A 23,526-nucleotide genomic window follows, 5' to 3' on the forward strand; every position below is an offset into this window, starting at 1 on the left:
GCCGAAACACCGCCGATCGCGATCGTCGGGATGTCGGTGCTGTTCCCGGGCGCCCCCGATCTCGAGACCTACTGGCGCAACATCGTCGGCGGGGTCGACGCGATCACCGAGGTGCCGGCGGACCGCTGGGATCCCGGTTACTACCAGCCCGACGCGGAACCGAGGGCGGACCGGATCTACTGCCGTCGCGGTGGTTTCGTCGGTGAACTGGCCGAAGTGGACGTCACCGGCTTCGGCGTGATGCCGTCGTCGGTCCCGGGCACCGAACCCGATCAGCTGATCGCGCTGCGGGTGGCCGCGCAGGCCATCGCCGACGCCGGTGGCGAGCACCGGCTGCCCGCCGACCGGCAGCGAGCCGGTGTCATCCTCGGCCGCGGCGGCTATCTCACCCCCGGCCTGGTGCGTCTGGACCAGCGGGTCCGGACGGCGACCCAGGTCGTCCGGACTCTCGGCGAACTGATGCCCGAACTCAGCGGTGAGCGGCTGGAGGAACTGCGCCGGGCCTTCACCGACCGGCTCGGCCCCGAAGCTCCTGACGCCGCGATCGGGCTCGTGCCCAACCTCGCCGCCTCTCGCCTGGCGAACCGGCTCGACCTGCGCGGACCCGCGTACACGGTGGACGCCGCCTGCGCCTCCTCGCTCGTCGCGGTCGACCACGCCGTGCGCGAACTGGCGACCGGGCGCTGCGACGTGGTGCTGGCCGGTGGCGTGCACCATTGCCACGACGTCACCTTCTGGAGCGTGTTCTCCCAGCTCGGCGCGTTGTCCCGGAGCCAGCGGATCCGGCCGTTCCACCGGGACGCGGACGGGGTGCTGATCGGGGAGGGCACCGGTGTCGTGGTGCTGAAGCGGCTCGCGGACGCCGAACGGGACGGTGACCGCGTCTACGCCGTCGTCACCGGTACCGGCGTGGCCAGTGACGGCCGCACCGCCGGACTGTCCAATCCGGACTCCGCCGGTCAGGTCCGCGCGGTCCGGCAGGCCTGGACCGCCGCGGGAGTCGATCCCGCCACGGTCGGGCTCCTGGAAGCGCACGGGACCGCCACGCCCGCGGGCGACGCCGCCGAACTGGCGACGATCGCGGAGGTCTTCGGGCAGGCCGACGAGCCGACGGCGGTGCTCGGTTCGGTCAAGTCGATGATCGGGCACACCATGCCCGCGGCGGGCGTCGCCGGGCTGGTCAAGGCCGCGTTGGCCGTGTACCACGGTGTTCTCCCGCCGACCCTGCACTGCGAGCGGCCGCATCCGGCGCTGGCCGAGACCCGGTTCGAGACGCTCGGCATCGCGAAGGCATGGGAGACCGACGACCGGCGGCCGGTGCGGCGGGCCGGGGTCAACGCGTTCGGTTTCGGCGGGATCAACGCCCACGTCGTCCTGGAACAGGCCGCGACGCGGGCGGTGGCCGAGGTCCGAGAACCCGAACGGGTCCTGCGGCTGTCCGCGCCGACCATCGCCGAGATGGGCTGCCTGCTGGAGCGGGACGACCTCTTGACCAGCGGTGACATCGGCCGCGGCCGATGCAGGCTCGGCCTCGTCGACCCGACGCCCAAGCGGCTCACCCTGGCCAGGAAGGTGGTCGCGAAGGGCAGACCCTGGCGCGGCCGCAACGACCTCTGGTTCGTTCCACGACCGCTGCTCGGCGCGGGCCGCGGCAAACTCGCGTTCGTCTTTCCCGGCCTGGAGAACGAATTCGAGGCCGACGCCGACGACCTCGCGCGGCATTTCGGCGTTCCCTGGGAATCGCCCGACGTCCTCGTCGGCGATGTCGGCAGGCACGGCAAAGGCGTGTTCCAGCTGGGCAGGCTTCTCGATAAGGCGCTACGCGGGCTGCGCGTGAACCCGGACGCGCTCGCCGGGCACAGCCTGGGGGAGTGGACCGCGATGGCCGTCGCCGGGATCCACGCCGGCGACGAGGTCGACGCGTTCCTGGCCGGCTTCGACCCGGACACGCTCAAGGTGCCAGGACTGGCCTTCGCGGTGATCGGCGCGGGCGCACCCGCGGTCTCCGAAGTCCTCGAAGGACAGTCCGAAGTGGTCCTTTCCCACGACAACGCGCCCAACCAGGCGATGATCTGCGGCCCGTCGGAAGCCGTCGAAGGCTTCGTGCGCGGCTTCCGTGCCGAGGGAGTGATCTCCCAGGTCCTGCCGTTCCGGTCCGGGTTCCACACCCCGATGCTCGCGCCGTATCTCGGTCCGATCCGTGAGGCGGCCGAACGCTATACCCTGCACCCGGCGAAACTCCCGGTCTGGTCGGCCACGACGGGAAGGCCCTATCCGGCGGCGGCCGGGGAGGTCCGCGAGCTGTTCGTCCGGCATCTGCTGGAACCGGTGCGGTTCCGCGGTCTCGTCGAGAACATGTACGCGGCCGGGTTCCGCGCGTTCGTGCAGACGGGCGCCGGTCAGCTCGGCTCGCTGATCGGGAACACCCTGCACGACCGCGAACACCTCGTCGTCGCCGCCCATTCCGCGCACCGGCCCGGCCTTCCGCAACTGCTGCGGGTCGTCACCGCCCTGTGGGCCGACGGCGCCGATCCGGCTTTCGAACTCCTGCCAGGCCAAAGCGGCGGGAAACGCGGCCGGGCGATCCGGCTCGACCTCGGGGGCGCGCTGGTCTCACTCGACGAGAGCGTCCGGCGCGGCTTCCGGCCCGGCACGGCCAAAAAGTCCACTTTGGACAAACTCGGGGAACGGAACCCGCTGGCAGCCGAGTTCTCCGGGCTGCTGGCCGACACCGCCGGTCTGGCGGCGGAACTGTTCGTCGCCAGGCCGGCGCCCCGGATCCGGCCGTTGCGCACCGAACTCCGGGTCTCGGTCGAGACGATGCCCTATCTGCTCGACCACTGTTTCTTCAAGCAGCCACCGGGTGCGGATCCCGCCGACTCGTGGCCGGTCGTCCCCGCCACGACGGTGATCGGGCACCTGATGGACTTCGCCGAACAGGCGGCGCTGGGCAGGCGCGCGGTCGCGCTGGAGGACGTCCGGCTGAACCAGTGGATCGCCGCGACACCCGCGCTGGACGTGCCGGTGACCGTGGTGCCGGAAAGCCGGTCCCGGGTCAGCGTGTCCTTGGGCGAGTACTCGCGGGCCGTCATCGAGCTGGACGACGGATTCCCCGCCGACCCGCCCGCGCCGTGGACGTTCCCCGCCGAAGCCGAACGGACGCCGGACCTGCGCGCCGAACAGCTCTACACCGATCGCTGGATGTTCCACGGCCCGAAGTTCCAGGGTGTCGCGGAACTGGTCGCGGTGGGGGAGCGGCACGTGCGCGGGACCCTGCGGACGCCGGAGGCGCCGGGGGCGCTTCTGGACAACGCCGGTCAGCTGCTCGGGTACTGGATCATGTCGAGGCTTCCCAGCCGCACCACGGTGTTCCCGGTGGGGATGCGGCGGATCCGGTTCTACGGCGAGCATCCGGTGCCGGGGGAGTGGCTCGACTGCGTCGTTCGCATCGTCTCGGTCACCGACGCGGAACTCGAAGCGGACGTCCAGCTGATCCGTGGCGGCCGGGTCTGGGCGGAGGTCGAGGGCTGGCGCGATCGCCGGTTCGACAGCAATCCGGCGATCCGCGCGATGGACCGGCGGCCGGAACGCGCCACGCTGTCGGAAGACCGGCCCGGCGGCTGGGCGCTGGTCCGCGAGCAGTGGCCGGATCTGGCGACGCGGGACCTGATCATGCGCAACGTGCTGGCCGGTCCGGAACGGAAGGACTACGCCGTCCAGCAGCCACGCGGCAAACGGGCGTGGCTGCTCGGGCGGATCGCGGCGAAGGACGCCGTGCGACGGATGCTCTGGCGGGACGGCGAAGGCGACATCTTCCCCGCCGAACTCCGGGTCGGGAACGATCCCTCCGGAGCGCCGGTCGTCTCGGGCGCCTATGGCCGCGAGCTGCCCGGCCTCACCGTCTCGATCGCCCATCGGGACGCGCTCGGTGTCGCCATCGCGCGCCCCGGGCCGTGCGGGATCGACGTCGAGGCCGTGGAAGACCGGACGGAGAGCACGCTCGACGCCGCGCTCGGCGACGCGGAACGAGCGCTGCTGCGCGCGCCGGAAGCCTTGTGGTTCACCAGGTTCTGGGCCGCGAAGGAGGCCGTCGCGAAACGGCTCCGCACCGGCCTGCGCGGCGACCCGCGCGCTTTCGCCGTCGTCGGCGCGGACGGCGGGCGGCTCACCGTGGAGGTGGGCGGTACCCGGTATCCGGTGTGGCACACCACGATCGCCACGCCCGCGAAGGACTACGTCGTGGCTTGGACGGAGAACGAAGATGACCACTGAAACCGTGCCGGCCGAGACGGTCTTGGCCGACATCGCCGTGATGCTGCGTGAACTGCTCGAGGAATACGGGCTGGACGACGCGGACATCGGCCGGGACACGAAGTTCCACGACGACCTCGAACTGGAGAGCATCGACCTCGTCACGCTGTCCGGCAGGCTGCGGGACCACTACGGCGACAAGGTCAACTTCGCCGAGTTCATCGCCGAACGCGAACTGGACGAGATCATCGCGCTGACCGTGGGCGAACTGGTCGACCACGTGGTCGCGTCCCTGGCCGGGAGGGCTTGAGCATGGCGAAGGTCAAGGTCGGAGATCTCGACGTCCATGTCCAGCGCCTCGGGCCCTCGGACGGCGAAGCGCCGGTCGTGGTGTTCGTCCACGGCCTCCTCACCGACAGCCTGGCGAGCTACTACTTCACCCTCGGGCATACCTTCGCCGAGCAGGGGATCGACGTCGTCATGTACGACCTTCGCGGGCACGGGCGCACCACACGGCCCGCCACCGGCTACCGGCTGGAGGACTTCGTCGGCGACCTCGACGGCCTGCTCACCGCGCTCGGGATCGACCGGCCGGTGCACGTGGCCGGGAACTCGTTCGGCGGCTCCGTTGCCTTCGGGCTCGCGGCTTCACGTCCCGAACGTGTCGCGAGCGTCATCGCCATCGAGGCGGAACCACCGGTGCGGGCCTGGCTCGGGCATATGGCCGAAGGGCTGGCCGACGCCAAGAACCGGCTCGCGCACGACGAGGTGATCGGCTGGATCGCGGAGAACCACGGCGCGCACACCGCCCGGCTGTCCAAAGCGGCGTACAAGATCCTGGCGGCCACCACGCTGGCCGAAGACATCCCGCTGAGCCGGACCATCGACGACGACCTCGCGGCGGTGCGCTGCCCGGTGTTCGCGCTGTTCGGCGACCTGTCCGGGCTCGCGGCGCAGGTCCCCGACCTGGAGGCGAACCTCGGCACCTGTCTCACGGTCGTGCTGCCGGACCAGGGACATTCGGTACTCGTCGAGCGCACCGAGGAGACGTCGGAGCTGATCCTGGGCTGGCTCCGGGAGCACACGCGCGAAACGGTGAGGGCCGAGTAGGTGGGCAGATTCCTCTTCGTCACGCCACCGCTGACCGGGCACGTCAACCCGGCGGTGGGGGTCGCGGCGGCGCTGACCGCGCGCGGGCACCAGGTCGCCTGGGCCGGGCAGCCGGAGGTCATCCGATCGCTCGCGGGCGACGGTGCCGAGGTGTTCCCCTGCGCCGTCCCGCGTGGCCTGCCCGAACGCGACGCGAGCCTCAAAGGGCCGGCGGCGTTCCGGTTCCTGTGGGAGGAGTTCCTGATCCCGCTGGCCGAGGCGATGGCGCCCGGTGTCCGCGCCGCGATCGGCCGGTTCCGCCCGCAGGTGGTGATCGCCGACCAGCAGGCCATCGCGGGCGGTCTCGTCGCCGACGGGCTCGGCCTGCCGTGGGTCACCTCCGCGACGACGTCCGCGGAGCTCGTCGACCCCCTGGCCGGGATGCCGAAGGTGGCGGCCTGGCTCGACGACCTCCTCGACGGCCTGCGCACGCGGATCGACGGCGGCCCCGCCGACCCCAGGATGTCCCCGCACGGTGTACTCGCCTTCACCACCCGGGAACTGCTGGGCCCGGCCACGCTGCCGAAGCGGGTCCGGCTGGTCGGGCCGTCGATCGGCGGTCGCGCGGCCATCGGCGACTTCCCGTGGGACCGGCTCGACCCGTCGGTGCCGACGGTGTTCGTCACCCTCGGGACCGCGAACGCCGACGCGGCCGGGGACTTCCTCGCCGCGGCCGCCCGGGGACTTTCCCGGGTCGGCGGGATCCGGACCGTCATCGCCGATCCCGGTGGTGCCGTGGGGCGTACGGGGGACACGGTGCTCGTGGTGCCGCGGGTGCCCCAGATGGCGCTGCTGGCGCGCGTGGACGCCGTCGTCTGCCACGGCGGGCACAACACCGTCTGCGAAAGCCTGTGGCACGGGGTGCCGCTCGTGGTCGCGCCGATCCGGGACGACCAGCCGATCGTCGCCGGGCAGGTCGTCGACGCGGGCGCGGGCGTCCGGGTGCGGTTCGGCCGCGCGAAACCCGACCGGATCGCGACCGCCGTGACCAGGGTGCTGGACGATCCGGCGTACCGTTCGGCCGCCGAGAAGGTGGGTGCCTCGTTCCGGGAGGCGGGCGGCGCCGCGACGGCCGCCGACCACCTGGAGGCTCTACTCCTCTAGCTCTTGAAAAGCGGGCGTGTAGGGACTCTCCTGGAGGGGTACCAGCTTTCCGAAGGTGTGTCCTCGTGCTGGGAGTCGTCGTGACCACAGTGAAGACATCGCCCCGCGCCGCCAAGGGCTTGGCGCTGCCGTACGCGACCCCGGCCGGTGTTCGAACTCCGCGACCGAGGGAATGAGGTACCGCGCATGATCCCGATGGACGTCGAAGGGATGGCAGTGCTGGCTCCGGAAGCGGCACCGGTGATGCTGCTGCGGGAGCGGGAGGGCGAACGCCGCTGGCTGGCGATCACGATCGGCGGCCCCGAGGCGAGCGCGGTGGCGCTCGCGCAGGAGAAGATCCGGCTGCCCCGTCCCGGCACGATCGAACTGATCGGCCAGGTGGTCGAGTCCTTCGGGCACCGGGTCACCGGGGTCGAGGTCACCGCGCTGCGGGACGGCATCTTCTTCGCCGACCTGGTGCTCGATTCCGGCATCCGCGTCTCGGCCCGGCCGAGCGACGCGGTCGCGATCGGCCTGCGCGCCGGGGTGGGGATCAAGGTGGCGGACTCGGTGCTGGAGGTCGCTTCGGTGCGGGTCGAGATCGTGGGGTCCGGACCCGACGCGGAACTGCCGTCGGTGCCCTCGGATCCGGTCGAGCAGGAACGTGAGGTGGAGGAGTTCCGGGCGGCTTTGGACAGGATCGCGCCGGAGGACTTCGGGGAACCGCCGCCCGATCCTCCCGCTGATTCTTAGGTCCAGGGACGCTATGAAAGGCCCGTTACTTGCAAAATTTGCAAGTAACGGGCCTTTCATAGCACTTGGGGGAGCGGGAAGTTACTGCTTCGCCAGGCCCTGCTCGATCGCCTCGATGATGCGCGGCCGCATCTCGGCCGCGCTGATGATCGCGTCCACCGAACCGACCTTCACCGCGCGCTCGATGCTGTGCACGCCGTCGAACTCGGCCGCGACAGCGCCCAGCTTCTCGGCTCGCACCGACGACCGGACCTCGGCGAGTTCTGCGGCCAACGCGGCGCGTTCGGCACCGGTCGCGCCGCTGAGCTTCTCCGACAGCGACCGCACCCGCTGATCCGCCGCGGTCCGCGCGTTGACCTCACCGGCGAACACGACCGCCGCGGCGGGCGCGCCGCCGAGCACGGAGGCGAACGAGCCTTCCAGCGCCAGCACGGTCATGTTCGGGTTCAGCGCCTTCGAGAAGACCACGAACGCGCCGCCGTGGTACCGCGAGATCACGGTGAACACGATCGGGCCTTCGAAGTTGACGATCGCCCTGCCGATCTCCGCGCCGTACTCCAGCTGCAGTTTCCGCATCGACTCCGGCGAACCGTCGAAGCCGGACAGGTTCGCCAGCACCACCAGCGGCCGGTTGCCGCTGGCCGCGTTGATCGCCCGGGCCGCCTTCTTCGACGAACGCGGGAACAGCGTGCCCGCGGTGTAGGTGTCCGGGCCGTCGGTGGGCGGGAAGCCGCGGCGCGGCACCGAACGCGACTCGATGCCGAGCAGGCACACCGGCCGCCCGCCGAGGTGCACGTCCTGCACGGCCGCGGTCTCCGCGTCGGCCATGCCCGGCCAGCGCTCCAGCACCGGGTGGTCCTGGTCCGACAGTGCGCGCATCACGGTGCGGATGTCGAACGGCTTCTTGCGGTCCGGGTTGGCTTCCCGCGAGAAGATCTGGCCGACCGTGGTGAAGTCGCTGTCGACGGCCGCGTGCGGGAACGGCGAGATGTCCCGCTCGATCGGGTCGTTCGTGACCGCCTTGCGCGGGCCGGTCTCGTCCGGCGCCACGTAAGTGTGGTCGTAGTGCGACATCAGCACGTCGCGGGCCGCGGCGAGGTTCGGCGCCCAGTACTGCGCCTGGCCGTTCGGGCCCATGACGCGGTCGTAGCCGCCGATGCCGAAGTTGTCCTCGGCCGAGACGCCACCGGAGAAGTCGAGCGACTGCTTGCCGGTCAGCACCATCGCGGAATCCGGCGTCATCACCAGGATTCCCTTGGTGTGCATGAGCATCGTCGCTTCGGCGTTCCAGTACGGCTGGGCGCCGACGTTGATCCCGGCCACGACGATGTTGATCTCGCCGCCGTCCTGGGTGAAGTGCACGATCCGCTTGAGCGCGGCCGCGACCCAGTCCATGTTCTCGGTGCCGGACTCCATCGAGATCCGGGCGCCCGCCGAGAGCGCGTACCACTCCAGCGGAACCCTCAGCCGCTCGGCGAGGTCCAGCGCCGCGATCACCCGCGAGCACTCCGGCTCCGAGAGCGCGCCGAGCGCCTTCGTCGGGTCTCCCAGCAGCACGACGCGCTTGACGCCCTCCGGGTGACGCTCGGTCGGCGTGGTGACCACACCGGCGACGATCGCCGCCGTGTTGCGGCCCTTCTTCCGGTCGACCGGAACCAGCGTCTTGCTGTCGTCCATGTCGTACTCGGTGAACGAACCGAGCATCTTGGTCAGCTCGTACGGGTACACCGTGTCGCGGCGGCGGGCCCGCAGGACGTTCTGGCGGTAGTCGTCGAGCGGGAGGATCGGCTCGGTCGTGGGCTCGGACAGCGACATCTGCACGCCGCCGCTGACGTCATAGCCGATCCGCACGGCGATCTCGCCGACCTCGCCGGTCGCGCGATCGCGCTGCCTGCCGAGGAACTGGACCTCTTCGAGGCCCGCGCCCGCCGTCGACGGCTGCACGCGCTGCGCGACCGTGTCCAGTTCCTCGCCGGTGAGTTCACTGGTCGGCCACACGTACAGCATGATCCGGTTGGTGTCGAAGCGCTTCTTCGGCGGAAGTTTCGCCTGCACTTCGCGGATCGCGTCGAGGCAGCCCGCGAGGGTGCCTTCGACCGCGGGCAGGGCCAGCAGCTTGCCGTCGTTGTCCCGCAACGGGGTCAGGTCACGGACCTGGGCGAGCGCGACCAACCGCTGGTCCGACGGGTTCATCGGCGCGACGCACTTGAACAGGTACACGTCCTCGTCGCCGGACGGCAGCCGCGTCAGGTCGAAGTTCGCCAGTCGCTGCAGCTGCATCCGCTGGGCGATCAGCGGGTGGAGGCCGCGGATCAGCCTTTCCTCGCTGAAGCCGGTCGAGGACGGGCGGAAGGTGAAGTGGTGGTGCATCACCGCGCCGCTGTGCCCGGCGACCGTGGTGGTGATGCGCCGGATCCGGCTCGGCAGCGACTCGGCCGTGAGGATCTCGCGCAGCCCCGCGGCCATCGCGTCGTCGTCGGCCGACTCGTCGTCCCAGGTCAGGTAGAGATCTGCCTCGACGTCGGTGTCGGCGGGCAGCCCGGCGGCGAGATCGGCGACCGCCTTGATCGCCCCGGGCAGCCCGGCGCGGTCGACGGCGGTGGTGGCCATGTGGAACCGCTCGTCCTCGTCGGTGTAGTCACCGGTGACGAAGGTGCAGCCGCCGACGGTGACCTGCTGGACACCGGTGAGCGCGCGGTTGCCGTAGTAGCGGCGGCTCAGCACCTCGAGCAGCGGGGTGTGGTCGGTGCCGGGACGCCCGATCCGCTGCCCGAGCAGGCGCACCAGCGGTTGCGCGCTGGCCAGCATGCTCGCGATCCGCTCGGCGCGGTCCGGCGAATCCGGGTGCTGGTCGAGGTGACGCAGATGCTTGCGGACCTCGCTGTACACCTCGGCGCGGGTGCGGCGGAGCAGCGGCTGGGCGAACCAGCGGAACACCACGCTGCGCGCGAGGTCGCTGACCACCGGGAAGCGGAGCTGGGTCGCGGCGATCAGCTGCTCCAGCGCCTTGCCCGCCGGTTCGCGCATCGCCTCGAACGGCTGCGCCTCGGTGAGCCACTGCCGCAGCAGCGCGGTGACGACCGTGACGTCCGAAGCGGTCCGCTGCTGGGCGAGGAAGATGCGGAAGACCGCCTCCTCCAGTTCCGGCGTCCGCTCCAGGTCCTTGATGCCGTAGTGCGCCAGCACCTTCTTGAGCTTGTTCTGGAACGACTCCGACAGCCCGGCGCGTTCGACGTCGAGGCTCTGCAGGTAGGTGTGGAAGAACTCGCGGGCGCTGTGCACCCGGGTGTCCGTCTTGGCCTCCTCGCGCGCCGGCTTGTTGCGGATCAGCTCGGACAGGTCGGCGAACACGGTCAGCAGTTCGACCTCGCCCTCGAGCGGGCGGTCGCCGTTGGCCTCGAGTTCGGCACGGGCGGCCAGGTACGCGCTGAGCGTGCGGCGGTCGTCGTGCGGGTCGACGTCGAAGCCGAGCAGGAGGCTGCGCAGGTCCTGCTGTCCCCGCGTGATCCGCTGCGCCGTCGAAGCGCCGTCCGGTTCCACGGGCAGCTCGATCTCGACGCTGCCGGCGTCCTCGGCGACCTCTTCGCCCTCCTCCGCCAGCGGTTCGAGCCGCAGCAGGGGGGCGCCGGTCTCGACCTGGCTGCCGACCGAGACGACGCACTCGCGCAGCTTCGCGCGGAACGGCGCGCGAAGCACCGTCTCCATCTTCATGCTTTCCAGCACCAGCACGGGTGCGCCGGCCTCGACCTCCGCGCCGACCTCGAGCGGCGTCGCGACGACGAGCGCGGGCGCGGGGGAGCGGACGACGCCGCCCTCGTCACGGCTGATGCGGTGGGTGACGCCGTCGACCTCGACCAGGTGGATCGGCCCGTGCGTGCCGGTGACCAGGCGGAAGCGGGTGCCGTTGACGGTGATCTGGCCGGTGTGCTCGTCGAACCGGTCGACCTCGACGTCGGCGGGGTGGATGTCGCCGCCCGCGGAGACGCCGACGCGGAACCGGCGGTGACCGATCCTGGCCACGCTCACGCGGTACGCGGCGCCGCGCAGCTTCAGGTCGAGCGGACGGCCGCTCTCGTGCTGCACCTGCGGGCGGCCACCGTGCGCGGTGGAGAGGAGTCGTTGGCGCTCAACGGCTTCCTCGTCCTCGTAGGCCTCGATCGCGGCGGCCGCGAGCGCGATCGCCGAATGCCGGTGGGTGACCAGCTTGCCTTCGCCTCGGACCCGGTCGATCCAGCCGGTGTCGGCGCTGCCGTCGATCACTTCGGGCTGGTCGAGCAGGTCGAGGACGAAACTCTTGTTGGTCGCGCCGCCCTCGATGATGACCGTGGTCTGCGCCATCGCGCGGCGCAGACGGCCGAGAGCCTCGTCGCGGTCGCGGCCGTAGGCGATGATCTTGGCGATCATCGAGTCGAAGTCGGCCGGGATCGTGTCGCCTTCGCTGACCCCGGTGTCGACGCGGATGCCGGGCCCGGCGGGCAGGTCCAGGCGCGCGATGCGGCCGGGCGACGGTGCGAAGTCGCGATCCGGGTCTTCGGCGTTGAGCCGCGCCTCGACGGCGTGCCCGAACTCGGCGGGCTGGGGGCCTTCGAGCTTGCCGCCGGAAGCGACGTGCAGCTGGGCCTTGACCAGGTCCATGCCGGTGGTCAGCTCGGTGATCGGGTGCTCGACCTGCAGGCGGGTGTTGACCTCGAGGAAGGCGAACAGCTTGTCGCCGGGGTGATAGAGGAACTCGACCGTGCCGGCGCCGCGGTAGTCGACAGCGAGCGCGAGCCGCTCGGCGGACCGCTTGAGCTCGTCGGCCTGCTCGGGGCTCAGCACCGGGGAAGCGGACTCCTCGATGATCTTCTGGTTGCGGCGCTGCACCGAACAGTCGCGGACGCCGAGCGCCCACGCGGTGCCCTGGCCGTCGGCGATGACCTGGACCTCGACGTGCCGGGCGCCGGTGACCAGGCGCTCCAGGAACACGACGCCGCTGCCGAAGGCCCGCTCGGCTTCCATGCTGGTGCGCTCGTAGGCGTCCTCGAGCTCGTCGGCGGAGGTGATGACGCGGATACCGCGCCCGCCGCCGCCGGCGGTCGCCTTGAGCATCAGCGGATAGCCGATCTCCTCGGCCGCCTTGATGGCCGCGTCGAGGTCCGCGACGGCGCCGCGGCTCCACGGCGCCACGGGCACGCCGACCTCTTCGGCGATCAGCTTCGCGCCGATCTTGTCGCCGAGCTGGCGCATCGCGTCCGCGCTCGGGCCGATGAAGGTGATGCCCAGCCGCTCACACAGCTCGGCGAAGGCCGGATCCTCGGCCACGAAGCCCCAACCGACCCAGGCCGCGTCGGCCCCGGTCTCGGTCAGCGCCCGCTCCAGCACGGCGAAGTCCAGATACGGACGCGCCGACGCGGGACCCAGGTTGTGACTGAGGTCGGCTTCCCGCACGAACGTCGCCGACCGGTCGGAATCCGTGTAGAGAGCGACGGTCTCGATCCGCTGTCCGGTCTCCGCCGAAAGCTCGCGGACGGCGTGGATGAGCCGCATCGCGGCTTCTCCGCGGTTGACGATGGCGACACGACTGAACACCGACTGAGCCTCCCAAGTACACAGCACATCAGGTGACATCCCGCCGGATCACGCGCGGGACAGTCCCCTCTATCTGCCTACAGCCTGCCTCTTACCGGCCGGTACGAGAATGTCGTCGGTGACGCATGCCGAGGGCCGGGGCTTGTAGGAACCCGCCAAAAAGTGTCCTGGAACACCTAGTCGAGGGGGCGAATGACGTCATGAAGTGGACAATCGGGGGCTGGAGCGGGTAGCCGGGTCGGGCGGGTGTCACCAGGTGTTCACGCCGGTTTCATCGGGGTTGGCGGGGTGGACCCCGGCTGTGAGCGTTCGCTGGGTGGGAGTTGGGCTTCGGGGTCTCGCGCGGAGGGGGCGTTGCCGTCATTCGGCGACGGGTGGTGATCCACGGTCGCTGTCGTCGGGGGTTCGGTGGGTGCCTGTGGCCGCGATCGGGCCGTGGCCGTTTCCGGCAACGGCTGGCGGCAGGCGGTCGTGGGTTCGCGATCGCGATCGATCTCGTGTCGGGGCCGTAGCCGTTTTACGGCAATCGCTCAGGACGGGGGTGGCTCTCCGGGCTCGAGGTGCGGGATTGCCGTGCTGCGGTGGCCGATTTTCGGCAACGGTGGCCACTCTCCGCTGGAGGTGCGGTGTTGCCGTGACATGGCGACGGCAGTGGTCGTGAGGTCTGCTCCTGCAGGAGCCGTGGCCGTTTTGCGGCGACGGCTCAGAACGGCGGTGGTTCCTCAGCCGGGCGGGGTTCGTGCAGCGGTGGCGGTGTGCTGTCGTAGGACTGCCCAGTAGGCGTGGTGATGGTCAGGGTGCCGTCAGCCGCGAGCCGATAGACCCACCCAGGCTCGTCTTTCAACCGATGATCACGACGGCACAGATCGATCAGATCAGCCGCATCGGTGTGGCCGCCGAACTCCCACGGCACAGCATGGTCGAGATCGCAGGCCTGCGCCGGCCGGTGACAGCCCGGTCTTCGGCACTCACGATCCCGCACCCGAACAAACTCGCCTTGGCCCGCCGACGGCCGATACCGACCCCGGCCCAGATCCAGGACCTGCCCGGACAGCGGGTCGGTGATGATCCGCCGCAACACCGTCTCCGACCCCGTCGCGATCCGGCGGGCCAACGACGCCGGGATATGACCGTGTCCGGCCAGCTCCGCCGGATCCTCGTTCACCCCGAGATAGGTGAACAAATCCATATAGAGGAACACCTCGGCGCGTTCGCCCTTGCCACCCTGACCACCGAGCAGGAGATCGAGTGCGACGTCGGCCCGTAGCTGGTCGAGCGTGCGGGTCTCGTCGCCGGTCTTCAACGCTCGTGCTTCACGGTCGATCCGGACATAGGCGGCGGTGACCTTTTCGACCGGGCCGTCCTCGACCTCGATCGACGCCACACCCGTCTCACCCTGCCGCACCGCCAACCGGCGGCCTTCACGATGGTGCTCGACCCGCCGAGCAGCGCCCTCACGATCCACCGTCAACGCCGCATGACTCGCCGCCTTGCGGATCTGCTCGGAATTCCTTTCCTCCAAACGATCCTCCAACAGGGCGTCAGCGGCCAGAGCGTTCTCGTCCGACAGCCACGCGGTGGCAGCGGCGACCTTCATCGCCCCGAAACCACTCACCCTCCCCTGCTCCATCAACCCCAGCGTGCGGGGCAGGCGGGTGGTCAACGCCTCGGCCGCCGAGACCATCGTACCCGCGTGACTGTCCACAAGAGACAACGCGAACGCGACCTCCTGCACCACACTCCGCGCACCTTCGCGATGCCGCGACAACTGCGCCAGCGCCCGGAACCGCACCGCCTCCAACCGCGCGATATCCGCCGACACCGCCTGCGCCAAAACGACACATTCCTCGGCACCCAAAGCGCGAGGATCAGGCATTTCCTTTAACAGAGCCGAAAAGGCTTCAGTGGTATCCACGCCAAGAACCTACAACCGGCCACCGACACTTTTGGCACTCAAGAACGCCGTCGCCGGAATTCGGCAACACTTGTTGAGGGAAAGCCAAACGTGGCGCGGACATGTCACCCGACAGGACTACGGTCGCCTTGCCCCTCAATAAGAACCCGGCCCCGCTCAGTAGAAGCGCCGCAGCTCGGGCCACAACGAAGACCACTGCCGAGAAGGCCCGGTACACAAGGAAATCTTCACTCCCTGCTCCTCGTTGTCCACTCCGAGACCGTTGTCGTGAACCGCCCTCTCACGACATCCGGCGAACCACTCCGGACGATACTGACCCACCACGACGACCGGGCCGAAGGAGCTGTTCGGCGGCGGCCCCCAGTCCGCATAGGACATATGTCCCGAGTACACCGAGGGAAGGCCGTAGTACTGCAAAGCGCCTGCCTGCCCGTAATTCCGCGTGAAGATCACCGAGATCGAACGTCGCTCCGCGGGGATTTCCGACCAGACCCGGCTGACCGTCGTGGCCAGTTCGGGCCAGCCCGCCTGCTCGCCTTGTTCTTTGTTCACCGCCAGAATCGGCCCCAGCGCCGAGACCGGCAGCAGCGGTAGCCCGACCAGGAGTGACACGGCCGCGCCTTCGACAGCCAAGAGGATGGCCACTACGCGGCGCCAGGTCCGATCGAGCCAGCGCAGGCACGGTTCCGCGCCCGCTGCCGCGAGGAGCAGCAGGAACGGCGCCGAGTAGTACGGTTTTCCGCCCAGTAGCAACAAAAGTACGCACAACACCGGATAGGCCACGGCGAAGGAACGTGCCCAGCGCAGCTCGGGATCACGCCAGAGCCGGAGGGCGCCGGCGATCCAGACCGGCACGACGACGGGGGAAAGGTAGAGCAGTTGCATCGGCACGAACAGGATCCGGTTCTCCGCACCGTCGTCCACGCTGATCCCGTGAGCCACGCTCAGCATCGGGAGATCGTGGGCCATTTGCCAGACGAACCCGGGTGCGGCCAGCGCAAGCGCGAGGAGGATCCCGACGGGGAGCCAGCCACTGCCGAGCACCGTCCGCGGGCCGACGGCGAGTACCGCGAGGCCGATCGAGGCGATCATCAGCAGGACGAGCCACTTGCTCTCCATTCCGATCCCGGCGACGGCGCCGATCGCGAGCCACCACCGTCCGTCGCCGGTGCGGAACAGGCGCAGGAAGACCAGGCCCAGCGCGCTCCAGACCAGCATGTCGACGGTGGTCGTCGACAGCATGTGCCCGTCGACCACGACGAACGCCGCCAGCGCCGTGATCGCGGCGGTGAGTACCTGGGGTCCGCGTCCGCCGCCGAATTCCCGGGCGACCAGGGCCAGGGTGATCACCGTCGCGGCCGCGCACAAGGTCGCGGCCACGCGCAGGCCGGCAGGGGTCTCGCCGAAGATTTCGGTGGAGATCCGCGCGAGCAAGGGCGTCAGCGGTGGTTGATCGGTGTAGCCCCAGGCAAGCCGCTTTCCGGCGGTGAGGAAGTACAACTCGTCCCGGTGGAAGCCGTATCTTCCTGAAAACAGGGTCAGCACCACCGCCTGCGCAGCGACGACCAGACCGACCGGAACCCAAGCGAATCGCTTCATGGTGCCTCCCCAGAGGAGGGAACCTTACTGCGTCGGCTGAGCCAGTTCGACCCTGTTGCGGCCACCTTGCTTCGCGCGGTAGAGCGCGGTATCGGTGGCCACGAGGAGGTCGTCGACGCTGCTGATGTTGGCCGCCGGGTACAGCGCCCCGCCGATCGACACGGTCAGATCGGTCAACACCGTGTCGCGATCGGGCAGCGCGACAGAGACCACCGCCACCTGGTGCCGGATCCGTTCGGCCACCTGGCGCAGGTTCTCCTCGCTGTGGACGTCCGGGATGACGATCGCGAACTCCTCGCCGCCCCACCGCCCGCAGACGTCCTGTTCGCGGATCTCGGCGCGCAGCGCGTCACCGACGGCGCGCAGGACGAGGTCGCCGTTGGGGTGTCCGTAGGTGTCGTTGATCGTCTTGAAGTTGTCGAGGTCGAGGAACAGCACGCCGAGTTTGCGCCCGGCACGTGTCCGGCCGAGGAGCTCTTCGGCCAGCTGACGCCAGCGGCGTTTCGTGACGAGCCCGGTGGTGGCGTCGGTGTGCGCGTCGCGCCGGTACTGCGTCAGCAGCAGCCCGCGGTGCAGCGCGACCAGCGCGATGACGACCCCGACCAATACCAGCGGGTTGGCCTGGACGAGGACGACGGCCGTCACCAGGCCGAGGCCGAGAGCGCCCGCTTCGAGGATCTGGTCGCCGAAGCCGGAGAACAGTTCGCCGATCGACTTCGGCGGCGAAGACAGCGCGATCGCGATCATCACCAGCACGGTGTTGATCGCCCAGCGCAGGGCCGCGGCCACGATGATGACGGCGAGGTCGCCCAGCCCGGCGAGCAAACCGGAGTCGGGCGAGCCGGGGTAGTGGCGCATGCCGAGGCTGAGGACGACGACGGCGGCCTGCGTGCCGCAGAGCACCGTCGCGGCGGAAAAGATCCACCGATGGGGGAGAACCGGCCGTTGGTGTGGCCAGATCCGCAGCCATGCGATGGTGTAGGTCACCACGACCATCGCGGCGGCGAGCACCGGCGGCAGCGCGATGACGGCGGCGACGCTCCAGACCGCCTTGGTGTCGACGTAGGCGACCGACGGAGCCCTGTCGTACTCCCGTTGGCGTTCGATCTGCCGGGTGCCCTCGATCGCGATGGCCGCGCACAGCGTCAGCACGCCGAACCGGACCAGGTCGGTGCCGGTGACCGGGATCAACCGGGCCGTGGCGGCGGTCGAGAGGACTGCGATGAGATTCACGACCAGGACGTAGGAACGCACAGGTCGCGGCAGGCTCCACAGGTGCCAGGCCTTGAGCCGCCGTCGCGCGCCGCCTAGTCGTCCGTTCACGCACCCTCTTCCGTCGGTGATCTACACCGTAATCGAACCGGGACGGCGACGACCGTCGTTGCCCGGACGATAAGAAGCGCGGCCGGGAATTCCCCCGGACAGCCCAACCAAAACCAAGGAGGTGCACCGATGCAGGACAACAACTGGTGAACGTTTTGCCGGATAGATCGCAATTTCGAAGGAGGTGAACGGCATGCGGGACAACAACTGGACCACTCGGCGTGACAACAACTGGACGTGATCAGGAACCGTGCTCACCCACGGGTGTCGTCCCGCCGACCGGATCCACCGGATCCCCCTGGCGGGACGACACCGCCCGTGACCAGCCCGCCCCGGCGACGCAGGCGACCACCACGCCCGCGACCGCCGCGACGGTGATCACGGTGGTCGGCGCGAAGACCTGCGCCATCAGCCCGGCGGCTGCGATACCGGCCGCCTGTGCCGCTCGCAACGCCGCGATCGCGACCCCGATCACCTGGCCTCGCCGGTCCGGCGGCGCGGCGAGGCTGTACTGCGTCTGGGTGATCATGTCGTGCGCGGAGAACACGCCCGAGATCGTCCACAGCACGACGATCGTGACCAGGCCCGGCGCCCAGGCGGTGGGGATCAGCACCAGGCTGCTCGCCACCGCGAGCACGCCCAGCACCCGGACCTGCCGTTCCCGCGGGATCCGGCTCAGCAGGATCCCGCCGAGCACCGAGCCGACCGGGTTCGCGGCCAGCAGCCAGGGCAGCGCGCCCGTGCCGCCCAGTTCGGCGGCGACCGGGACGGCGAGGCCTTCGGGTACGACGTAGAAACCGCAGCAGCAGGCGATGAGCAGCAGCCACCGCAGTTTGCGGTCCCGGGCGACCAGACGGCAGCCCGCGATCAGCGACGGACGCCGGTGGTGGCTTGGCGCCGAGGGCGGATATCGCTCGATGCCGAAGCGGAGCATGAGCGCCGACAGGGCGAAAGTCCCCGCGTCGATCAGGAGCGCACCGGGTACGCCGAGGCCGGTGACGACGGCGGCGCCCGCGCCGAAGCCCACCACCAGTCCGGCCTGATACGTCGACGAGATGACGGCCTGGCCGACGACCAGCCGGTCCGGGTCGAGCAGATCCGGCAGCATCGCCTGGCGTGCCGCGTGGAACGGGCCCGCCATGAGCTGCACGAGGAACAAGAGCGCGGCCGCGGCGGGCAGCGGCAGGCCGGGGACGGCCATCAGCGCGATCAGGACGGCGCGGCCGACGTCGGTCACCACCATCACGGTGCGCCGCGAGAACCGGTCCGCGATGCCACCGAGCGCTCCGCCGAGGAGATCGGGCACGAACGTCAGCGCGTACGCCGCCGAAGCCCAGCCCGCCGACGACGTCCGGTCGAACACCAGCACCGTGAGGGCGACCCTGGCCAGCTGGTCGCCGGCGACCGAGAGCAGATGCGCGAGCCAGATCCGGCGGAACCCGGCGACCGCGAACACGCTGCGGAACGACGCCGCCCGGGCTGGCATGCGCTTCAGGCTGTCGTGAAGCCGCCACTTTGCGCAACCCCCGAAGAAGTTCGAAAAATATCCGTGGCCGTGTCGAACCGCGGGGTACCCGTTCGACGTGTCAGTAAGAGAAGGAACGGAGAATCCGATGTCGCATTCACTGGGGCCGCTGGCGAACAACCTGGCCGCCTATGCCATCTACTCGACCGCGCAGACCGAGATGCGCCACGCCTACAAGCTGATCGAGGCCGGTGACTACCTCGGCGCCGCCACGGAGATCGATTCCGCCGCGCACGCCGCCGAGGTGCTCGCCCGCGCCACCTCCGATCTGGACGCGGAGCGCTCCGAACGATGGCTCAGAGTCGTCGCCGCCCGGAGGCGGTTCGCCGAACAGGCCAGGGTCCGAGCCTCGGACCTCGCGTTGCCGCTCGCCGCCTGACCCGGACACCTCGCCGTATCAACGGAAAGCCCGCCGGTAGGTGACCGGGCTGACGCCGGTCGTGCGCTTGAACCGGTCGCGGAACGAAGTGGGCGAACCGAAACCGACTTCGGCACCGATCCGCTCGACGGCGTCCTGGGTGGTCTCCAGCAGATGCTGCGCCTGCCGGACACGCGCCCGGTGCAACCACTGCAACGGTGTCGTCCCGGTCTGTTCGCGGAAATGCCGGATCAGGGTGCGCGTGCTCGTCCCGGCGTGCGCGGCGATGTCTGCCAGGCTGAGGTCGCGCGCCAGATTTTCCTGCATCCACAGCAAAGTGGGTTCCAGCGCCGAGCCGCGAGGAGCCGGGGGATGCCGCAACGCGATGAACTGCGCCTGGCCGCCCTCGCGTTCCAGCGCCATCACCGAAAGGCGGGCCGCGTCGGCCGCGATCGCCGAGCCGTGGTCGCGGCGGATCAGGTGCAGGCACAGATCCAGCCCCGCGGCGGCACCCGCTGACGTCAAGATCTGCCCGTTGTCGACGTAGAGCACGTCCGGATCGACCTCGACGTCCGGGTAGGTCTCGGCGAGCAGGCCCGCCGCGACCCAGTGGGTGGTGGCACGGAGGCCGTCGAGCAGCCCCGCGGCGGCGAGGACGAAGGTGCCGGAGCAGATCGAGGCGATCCGCGTGCCTTTCGCGGCGGCCGAGGTGAGCGCGTCGTGGACGGCTTCCGGCAACGGCCGGTCCGGTTCGGCGGTGCCGGGCACGATGATCGTGTCGGCCTCACGCAGCGCTTCGAGCCCCCACGGCGCGCGCAAGGTGAAGTGCCCGGCGTCGACTTCCGGATGTTCGGCGCAGACGAGCAGCCGGTAACCCGCGCTCCCGTCCGCCAGCCGTGTCCTGGTGAACACCTCGATGGGCGTCGACAGATCGAACGGGATCACCTGGTCCAGCGCGAGCACGGCGACGGTGTGCATGACCGCACGCTAGCGCGCGCGTGGCGAGATCCCGTCGGAAGGCGTCGTTCACGCCACTGGGAGCGGACGTGGCGCGGTTCTAGCGTCGGACCATGATGATCATCGCGCCGATTCTGGTCGGCCTCACCTACGTCGTGCTGATGTCGCTGATCCACGAACCGCATCGCCGCCGCTTCAACGCGATCATGGTGGCGGGCGCCGGAGCCGCGTATCTGAGCGGCGGCGGGCTCGGGATCTGGGAGCTGGTCTTCACCGCGGTGATGGCCTACGTGGCGTACCGCGGCCTCGAGTCCTGGACGTTCATCGGCGTCGCCTGGCTGCTGCACACCGCTTGGGACGTCGTGCACCATCTCAAGGGCGCCCCGATCATCCCGTTCCTGGGCGACTCCTCGTTCGGCTGCGCCATCTGCGATCCGATCATCGCCGTCTGGTGTTTCGCCGGCGGGCGCTCGCCGGGAGCTTGGTCCTTGGGCCGATCGATGCGAACATATGTTCTATGACGATCGAGGGTCCCATCCTGCACGCCGACCTGGACGCGTTCTACGCGTCGGTCGAGCAGCGTGACGACCCTCGCCTGCGCGGGCGGCCGGTCATCGTCGGCGGCGGTGTCGTCCTGGCGGCCAGTTACGAGGCCAAGGCGTATGGCGTCCGGACGGCGATGGGCGGTGGCCAGGCGCGGCGGCTGTGCCCGGACGCGATCGTGGTCCCGCCCCGGATGCGCGCGTACTCGGAGGCGAGCAAGGCGGTCTTCGAGGTCTTCGACAACACGACACCGCTGGTGGAAGGCATCTCGATCGACGAGGCATTCCTCGACGTCGGCGGGCTGCTGAAGATCGCGGGCACGCCGAGCCGGATCGCCGCGAAGCTGCGGAAGGACGTCCTGGAGCAGGTCGGCCTCCCGATCACCGTCGGCGTGGCCAGGACGAAGTTCCTCGCGAAGGTGGCCAGCGGCGTCGCGAAACCCGACGGCCTGCTCGTCGTGCCGCACGACGGGGAACTGGAGTTCCTGCACCCGCTGCCGGTCGAGCGGCTGTGGGGCGTGGGCAAGGTGACCGCCCAGAAGCTCCGCGAGCGCGGCGTGACGACGGTCGGGCAGATGGAAGGGTTCGGGGAGAAGGAACTCGTCCGGATGCTCGGCCGGGGCGTCGGCACCCACCTGCACGCCCTGTCCCACAACGACGACCCGCGGCGAGTGCAGACGGGCCGTCGTCGCCGGTCGATCGGGGCGCAGCGCGCGCTCGGCAGCAGGCCGCGCTCACCCGCCGAGCTCGACGCGATGCTGCTGACCCTGGCCGATCGCCTCGCCCGGCGGCTGCGCGCGGCGCACCGGGTGTGCCGGACCGTCGTGCTGCGGATGCGGTTCGCCGATTTCACCAAGGCGACGCGTTCGCACACCCTGCTGGAGGCGACCGAACAGACCGGCGCGATCGTCGCGGCGGCACGACACCTGCTCGCGGCAGCGAGACCACTGATCGACGAACGCGGGCTCACGCTGATCGGCCTCGCGCTCACGAACCTGTCGAAGGACGACGCGATCCAGCTGGCGTTGCCGTTCGGGGCGAAGCCGAGGGACGCGCTCGATTCGACGCTCGACACCGTCCGGGACCGCTTCGGTTCGAAGTCCATCACCCGGGCGGTGCACCTCGGGCAGGCCGAGGAGCCGTGGGTGCCACTGCTGCCGGACTGAACCCGTCGCTAGGGTGTCCCGGTGGCGGAAGCATCAGTCGAGATCTACACCGATGGCGCGTGCAGCGGGAATCCCGGCCCCGGCGGCTGGGGAGCGGTGCTGCGGTACGGCGACGTCGAGAAGGAGATCTACGGCGGGGACGCCGGGCCGACCACGAACAACCGGATGGAGCTGATGGCGCCCATCGAGGCGCTCGAAAGCCTCAAGCGCCGGGTCACGGTGAACCTCTACACCGACAGCACGTACGTCCGGAACGGCATCACCAGCTGGGTGCGGAACTGGAAGAACAACGGCTGGATGACCTCGGCCAAGACGCCGGTCAAGAACGCCGACCTGTGGCGCCGCCTCGACGAGGCCGCTTCACAGCACGACGTCGAATGGCATTGGGTCAAGGGCCACGCCGGGCATCCGGAGAACGAGCGAGCGGACCGGCTCGCCGTCAAAGGCGTGGAAGAGGTCATGGGGCGACCCGTGGTCCAGCCCGGCGAACGGTCCGTTCGGCGTCGTTAGCAGCTGACGCTGACCTTGGCGCTCTTGGAGAACGACACGTGGACGTGGTCCATGTGGTTGGCGGTCGCGCCGCCGCGGTCCTCCATGGTGTCCCAGCCGCTGCCGTCGTTGTAGCGCTGGCGCCAGATGACGTAGCTGACGCCGAAGTCCTTCTGGTTCGCCAGGATGTAGTCGGCGATGGCGTTACCGGTGGCGGTGTCCACCATGAAGTCCAGCGCGAGGCCGGAGGGGTGGTCGCTGGCGTTCGCACGCCCGGCGACGCCGCCGACGTTCTTGACGCCGAACTTCGCCTTGATGTGGTTGCCGACCTGGGCGACGTGCGGCTTGGTGCCGGCGAGGCTGGTCGAACACGAAGCCGTCGCGGCGGGCACGGTCTTCTTCACCGGTGCGGGGGCCTTGGTCGACGTCGTCGGCTTCGGGGGAGCGGCGGTGGTCGACGGGGGCGGGGTGGTCGTCGAGCTGGGGGGCGGGGTGCTGCTGGTCGACGGCGGGGGAGTCACGCTGGAGACCGGGGGAGCCTGCAGCGCGAGCGCGGCACTGGCCGCTTCGACGTCGGGGGAACCCGCGGTGGTCAGCCACATCGACGCCGGGAGCGCCGTGGCGACCGCTGCCGCGATACCCGCGGGGAGCTTCCACTTCGGGGCTTTGGTCTTGCGATGTCTGCCGGCCATTTCTCTGATCACTCACCAATTCGGGGACGGGAGCTCGCGTCGGGGGCCGCGAGCTCCGGCAACATTACGAAAAGGACACGGCAATGTCACGCCCGAGTGTGCTCGCCCACAGTTACCTTGATCGTTGAACCGAACAGGGCTCACGTCCGTACAGAC

The 23,526-nt window shown here is 70.0% G+C and carries 16 protein-coding genes; 9 read left to right on the top strand and 7 right to left on the bottom strand.

Going from position 1 to position 23,526, the window contains the following annotated elements; genetic code table 11:
- The first annotated feature begins 30 nt into the window (after window positions 1-30).
- The 5 genes from BKN51_RS07625 (at window position 31) to BKN51_RS07645 (ending at window position 7,236) form a co-directional block, all read left to right on the top strand.
- Window positions 31-4,272, top strand: coding sequence for a beta-ketoacyl synthase N-terminal-like domain-containing protein (locus BKN51_RS07625; RefSeq protein ID WP_233224114.1), 4,242 nt, complete (start codon window positions 31-33; stop codon window positions 4,270-4,272).
- The gene (locus BKN51_RS07630) at window positions 4,262-4,561 is read left to right on the top strand and encodes an acyl carrier protein (RefSeq protein ID WP_101606944.1); all 300 of its coding nucleotides are present in this window, start codon (window positions 4,262-4,264) and stop codon (window positions 4,559-4,561) included. Before BKN51_RS07625 ends, BKN51_RS07630 begins: the two co-directional genes overlap by 11 nt.
- Before the next feature lie 2 nt (window positions 4,562-4,563).
- A complete protein-coding gene (locus BKN51_RS07635) occupies window positions 4,564-5,361 on the top strand; it encodes an alpha/beta fold hydrolase (RefSeq protein ID WP_101606945.1) in 798 nt (265 codons plus the stop codon).
- Window positions 5,362-6,504 (top strand): glycosyltransferase, encoded by a 1,143-nt coding sequence (locus BKN51_RS07640; protein WP_101606946.1) that lies wholly within the window; start codon window positions 5,362-5,364, stop codon window positions 6,502-6,504.
- A gap of 186 nt (window positions 6,505-6,690) precedes the next feature.
- A complete protein-coding gene (locus tag BKN51_RS07645) occupies window positions 6,691-7,236 on the top strand; it encodes a bifunctional nuclease family protein (RefSeq protein WP_101606947.1) in 546 nt (181 codons plus the stop codon).
- A gap of 81 nt (window positions 7,237-7,317) precedes the next feature.
- Here the strand turns inward: BKN51_RS07645 and BKN51_RS07650 are convergent, their stop codons facing one another.
- From BKN51_RS07650 to BKN51_RS07670, 5 genes are all read right to left on the bottom strand, one after another.
- Window positions 7,318-12,804 (bottom strand): ATP-binding protein, encoded by a 5,487-nt coding sequence (locus BKN51_RS07650; RefSeq protein ID WP_101606948.1) that lies wholly within the window; start codon window positions 12,802-12,804, stop codon window positions 7,318-7,320.
- Between the two features lie 703 nt (window positions 12,805-13,507).
- Window positions 13,508-14,680 carry an HNH endonuclease signature motif containing protein gene (locus tag BKN51_RS07655; RefSeq protein WP_101606949.1) on the bottom strand — a complete coding sequence of 391 codons (1,173 nt, stop codon included), beginning with the start codon at window positions 14,678-14,680 and terminating at the stop codon, window positions 13,508-13,510.
- A gap of 195 nt (window positions 14,681-14,875) precedes the next feature.
- Window positions 14,876-16,318: a glycosyltransferase family 39 protein gene (locus tag BKN51_RS07660; RefSeq protein WP_101606950.1), complete on the bottom strand. Its 1,443-nt coding sequence runs from the start codon at window positions 16,316-16,318 to the stop codon at window positions 14,876-14,878.
- A 24-nt stretch (window positions 16,319-16,342) separates the two neighbouring features.
- Window positions 16,343-17,641, bottom strand: coding sequence for a GGDEF domain-containing protein (locus BKN51_RS07665; protein ID WP_369862443.1), 1,299 nt, complete (start codon window positions 17,639-17,641; stop codon window positions 16,343-16,345).
- A gap of 241 nt (window positions 17,642-17,882) precedes the next feature.
- The gene (locus BKN51_RS07670; protein ID WP_101606952.1) at window positions 17,883-19,127 is read right to left on the bottom strand and encodes an MFS transporter; all 1,245 of its coding nucleotides are present in this window, start codon (window positions 19,125-19,127) and stop codon (window positions 17,883-17,885) included.
- A 127-nt stretch (window positions 19,128-19,254) separates the two neighbouring features.
- Between BKN51_RS07670 and BKN51_RS07675 the strand changes: the two genes are divergently transcribed.
- A complete protein-coding gene (locus BKN51_RS07675; protein ID WP_101606953.1) occupies window positions 19,255-19,545 on the top strand; it encodes a hypothetical protein in 291 nt (96 codons plus the stop codon).
- Window positions 19,546-19,563: 18 nt separating this feature from the next.
- On the opposite strand, the gene BKN51_RS07680 is transcribed toward BKN51_RS07675, so the two are convergent.
- Window positions 19,564-20,502 (bottom strand): GlxA family transcriptional regulator, encoded by a 939-nt coding sequence (locus tag BKN51_RS07680; RefSeq protein ID WP_101606954.1) that lies wholly within the window; start codon window positions 20,500-20,502, stop codon window positions 19,564-19,566.
- 92 nt (window positions 20,503-20,594) lie between these two features.
- On the opposite strand from BKN51_RS07680, the gene BKN51_RS07685 reads away from it, so the two are divergent.
- Genes BKN51_RS07685 through rnhA form a run of 3 tightly spaced genes read left to right on the top strand, consistent with a single transcriptional unit; the run spans window position 20,595 to window position 22,699 of the window.
- Window positions 20,595-21,002, top strand: a complete 408-nt coding sequence (locus BKN51_RS07685; protein WP_101606955.1) for a DUF6010 family protein — start codon at window positions 20,595-20,597, stop codon at window positions 21,000-21,002.
- A complete protein-coding gene (gene dinB / locus BKN51_RS07690; RefSeq protein ID WP_101606956.1) occupies window positions 20,999-22,189 on the top strand; it encodes a DNA polymerase IV in 1,191 nt (396 codons plus the stop codon). Before BKN51_RS07685 ends, dinB begins: the two co-directional genes overlap by 4 nt.
- Before the next feature lie 21 nt (window positions 22,190-22,210).
- The gene (gene rnhA / locus BKN51_RS07695) at window positions 22,211-22,699 is read left to right on the top strand and encodes a ribonuclease HI (protein WP_101606957.1); all 489 of its coding nucleotides are present in this window, start codon (window positions 22,211-22,213) and stop codon (window positions 22,697-22,699) included.
- On the opposite strand, the gene BKN51_RS43730 is transcribed toward rnhA, so the two are convergent.
- On the bottom strand, window positions 22,696-23,370 hold the full coding sequence (locus BKN51_RS43730) for a hypothetical protein (protein ID WP_174720401.1): 675 nt from the start codon (window positions 23,368-23,370) through the stop codon (window positions 22,696-22,698). The two genes, rnhA and BKN51_RS43730, sit on opposite strands and share 4 nt — an antisense overlap.
- Window positions 23,371-23,526: the final 156 nt, after the last annotated feature.

The organism is Amycolatopsis sp. BJA-103 (assembly GCF_002849735.1).
Classification (GTDB): domain Bacteria; phylum Actinomycetota; class Actinomycetes; order Mycobacteriales; family Pseudonocardiaceae; genus Amycolatopsis.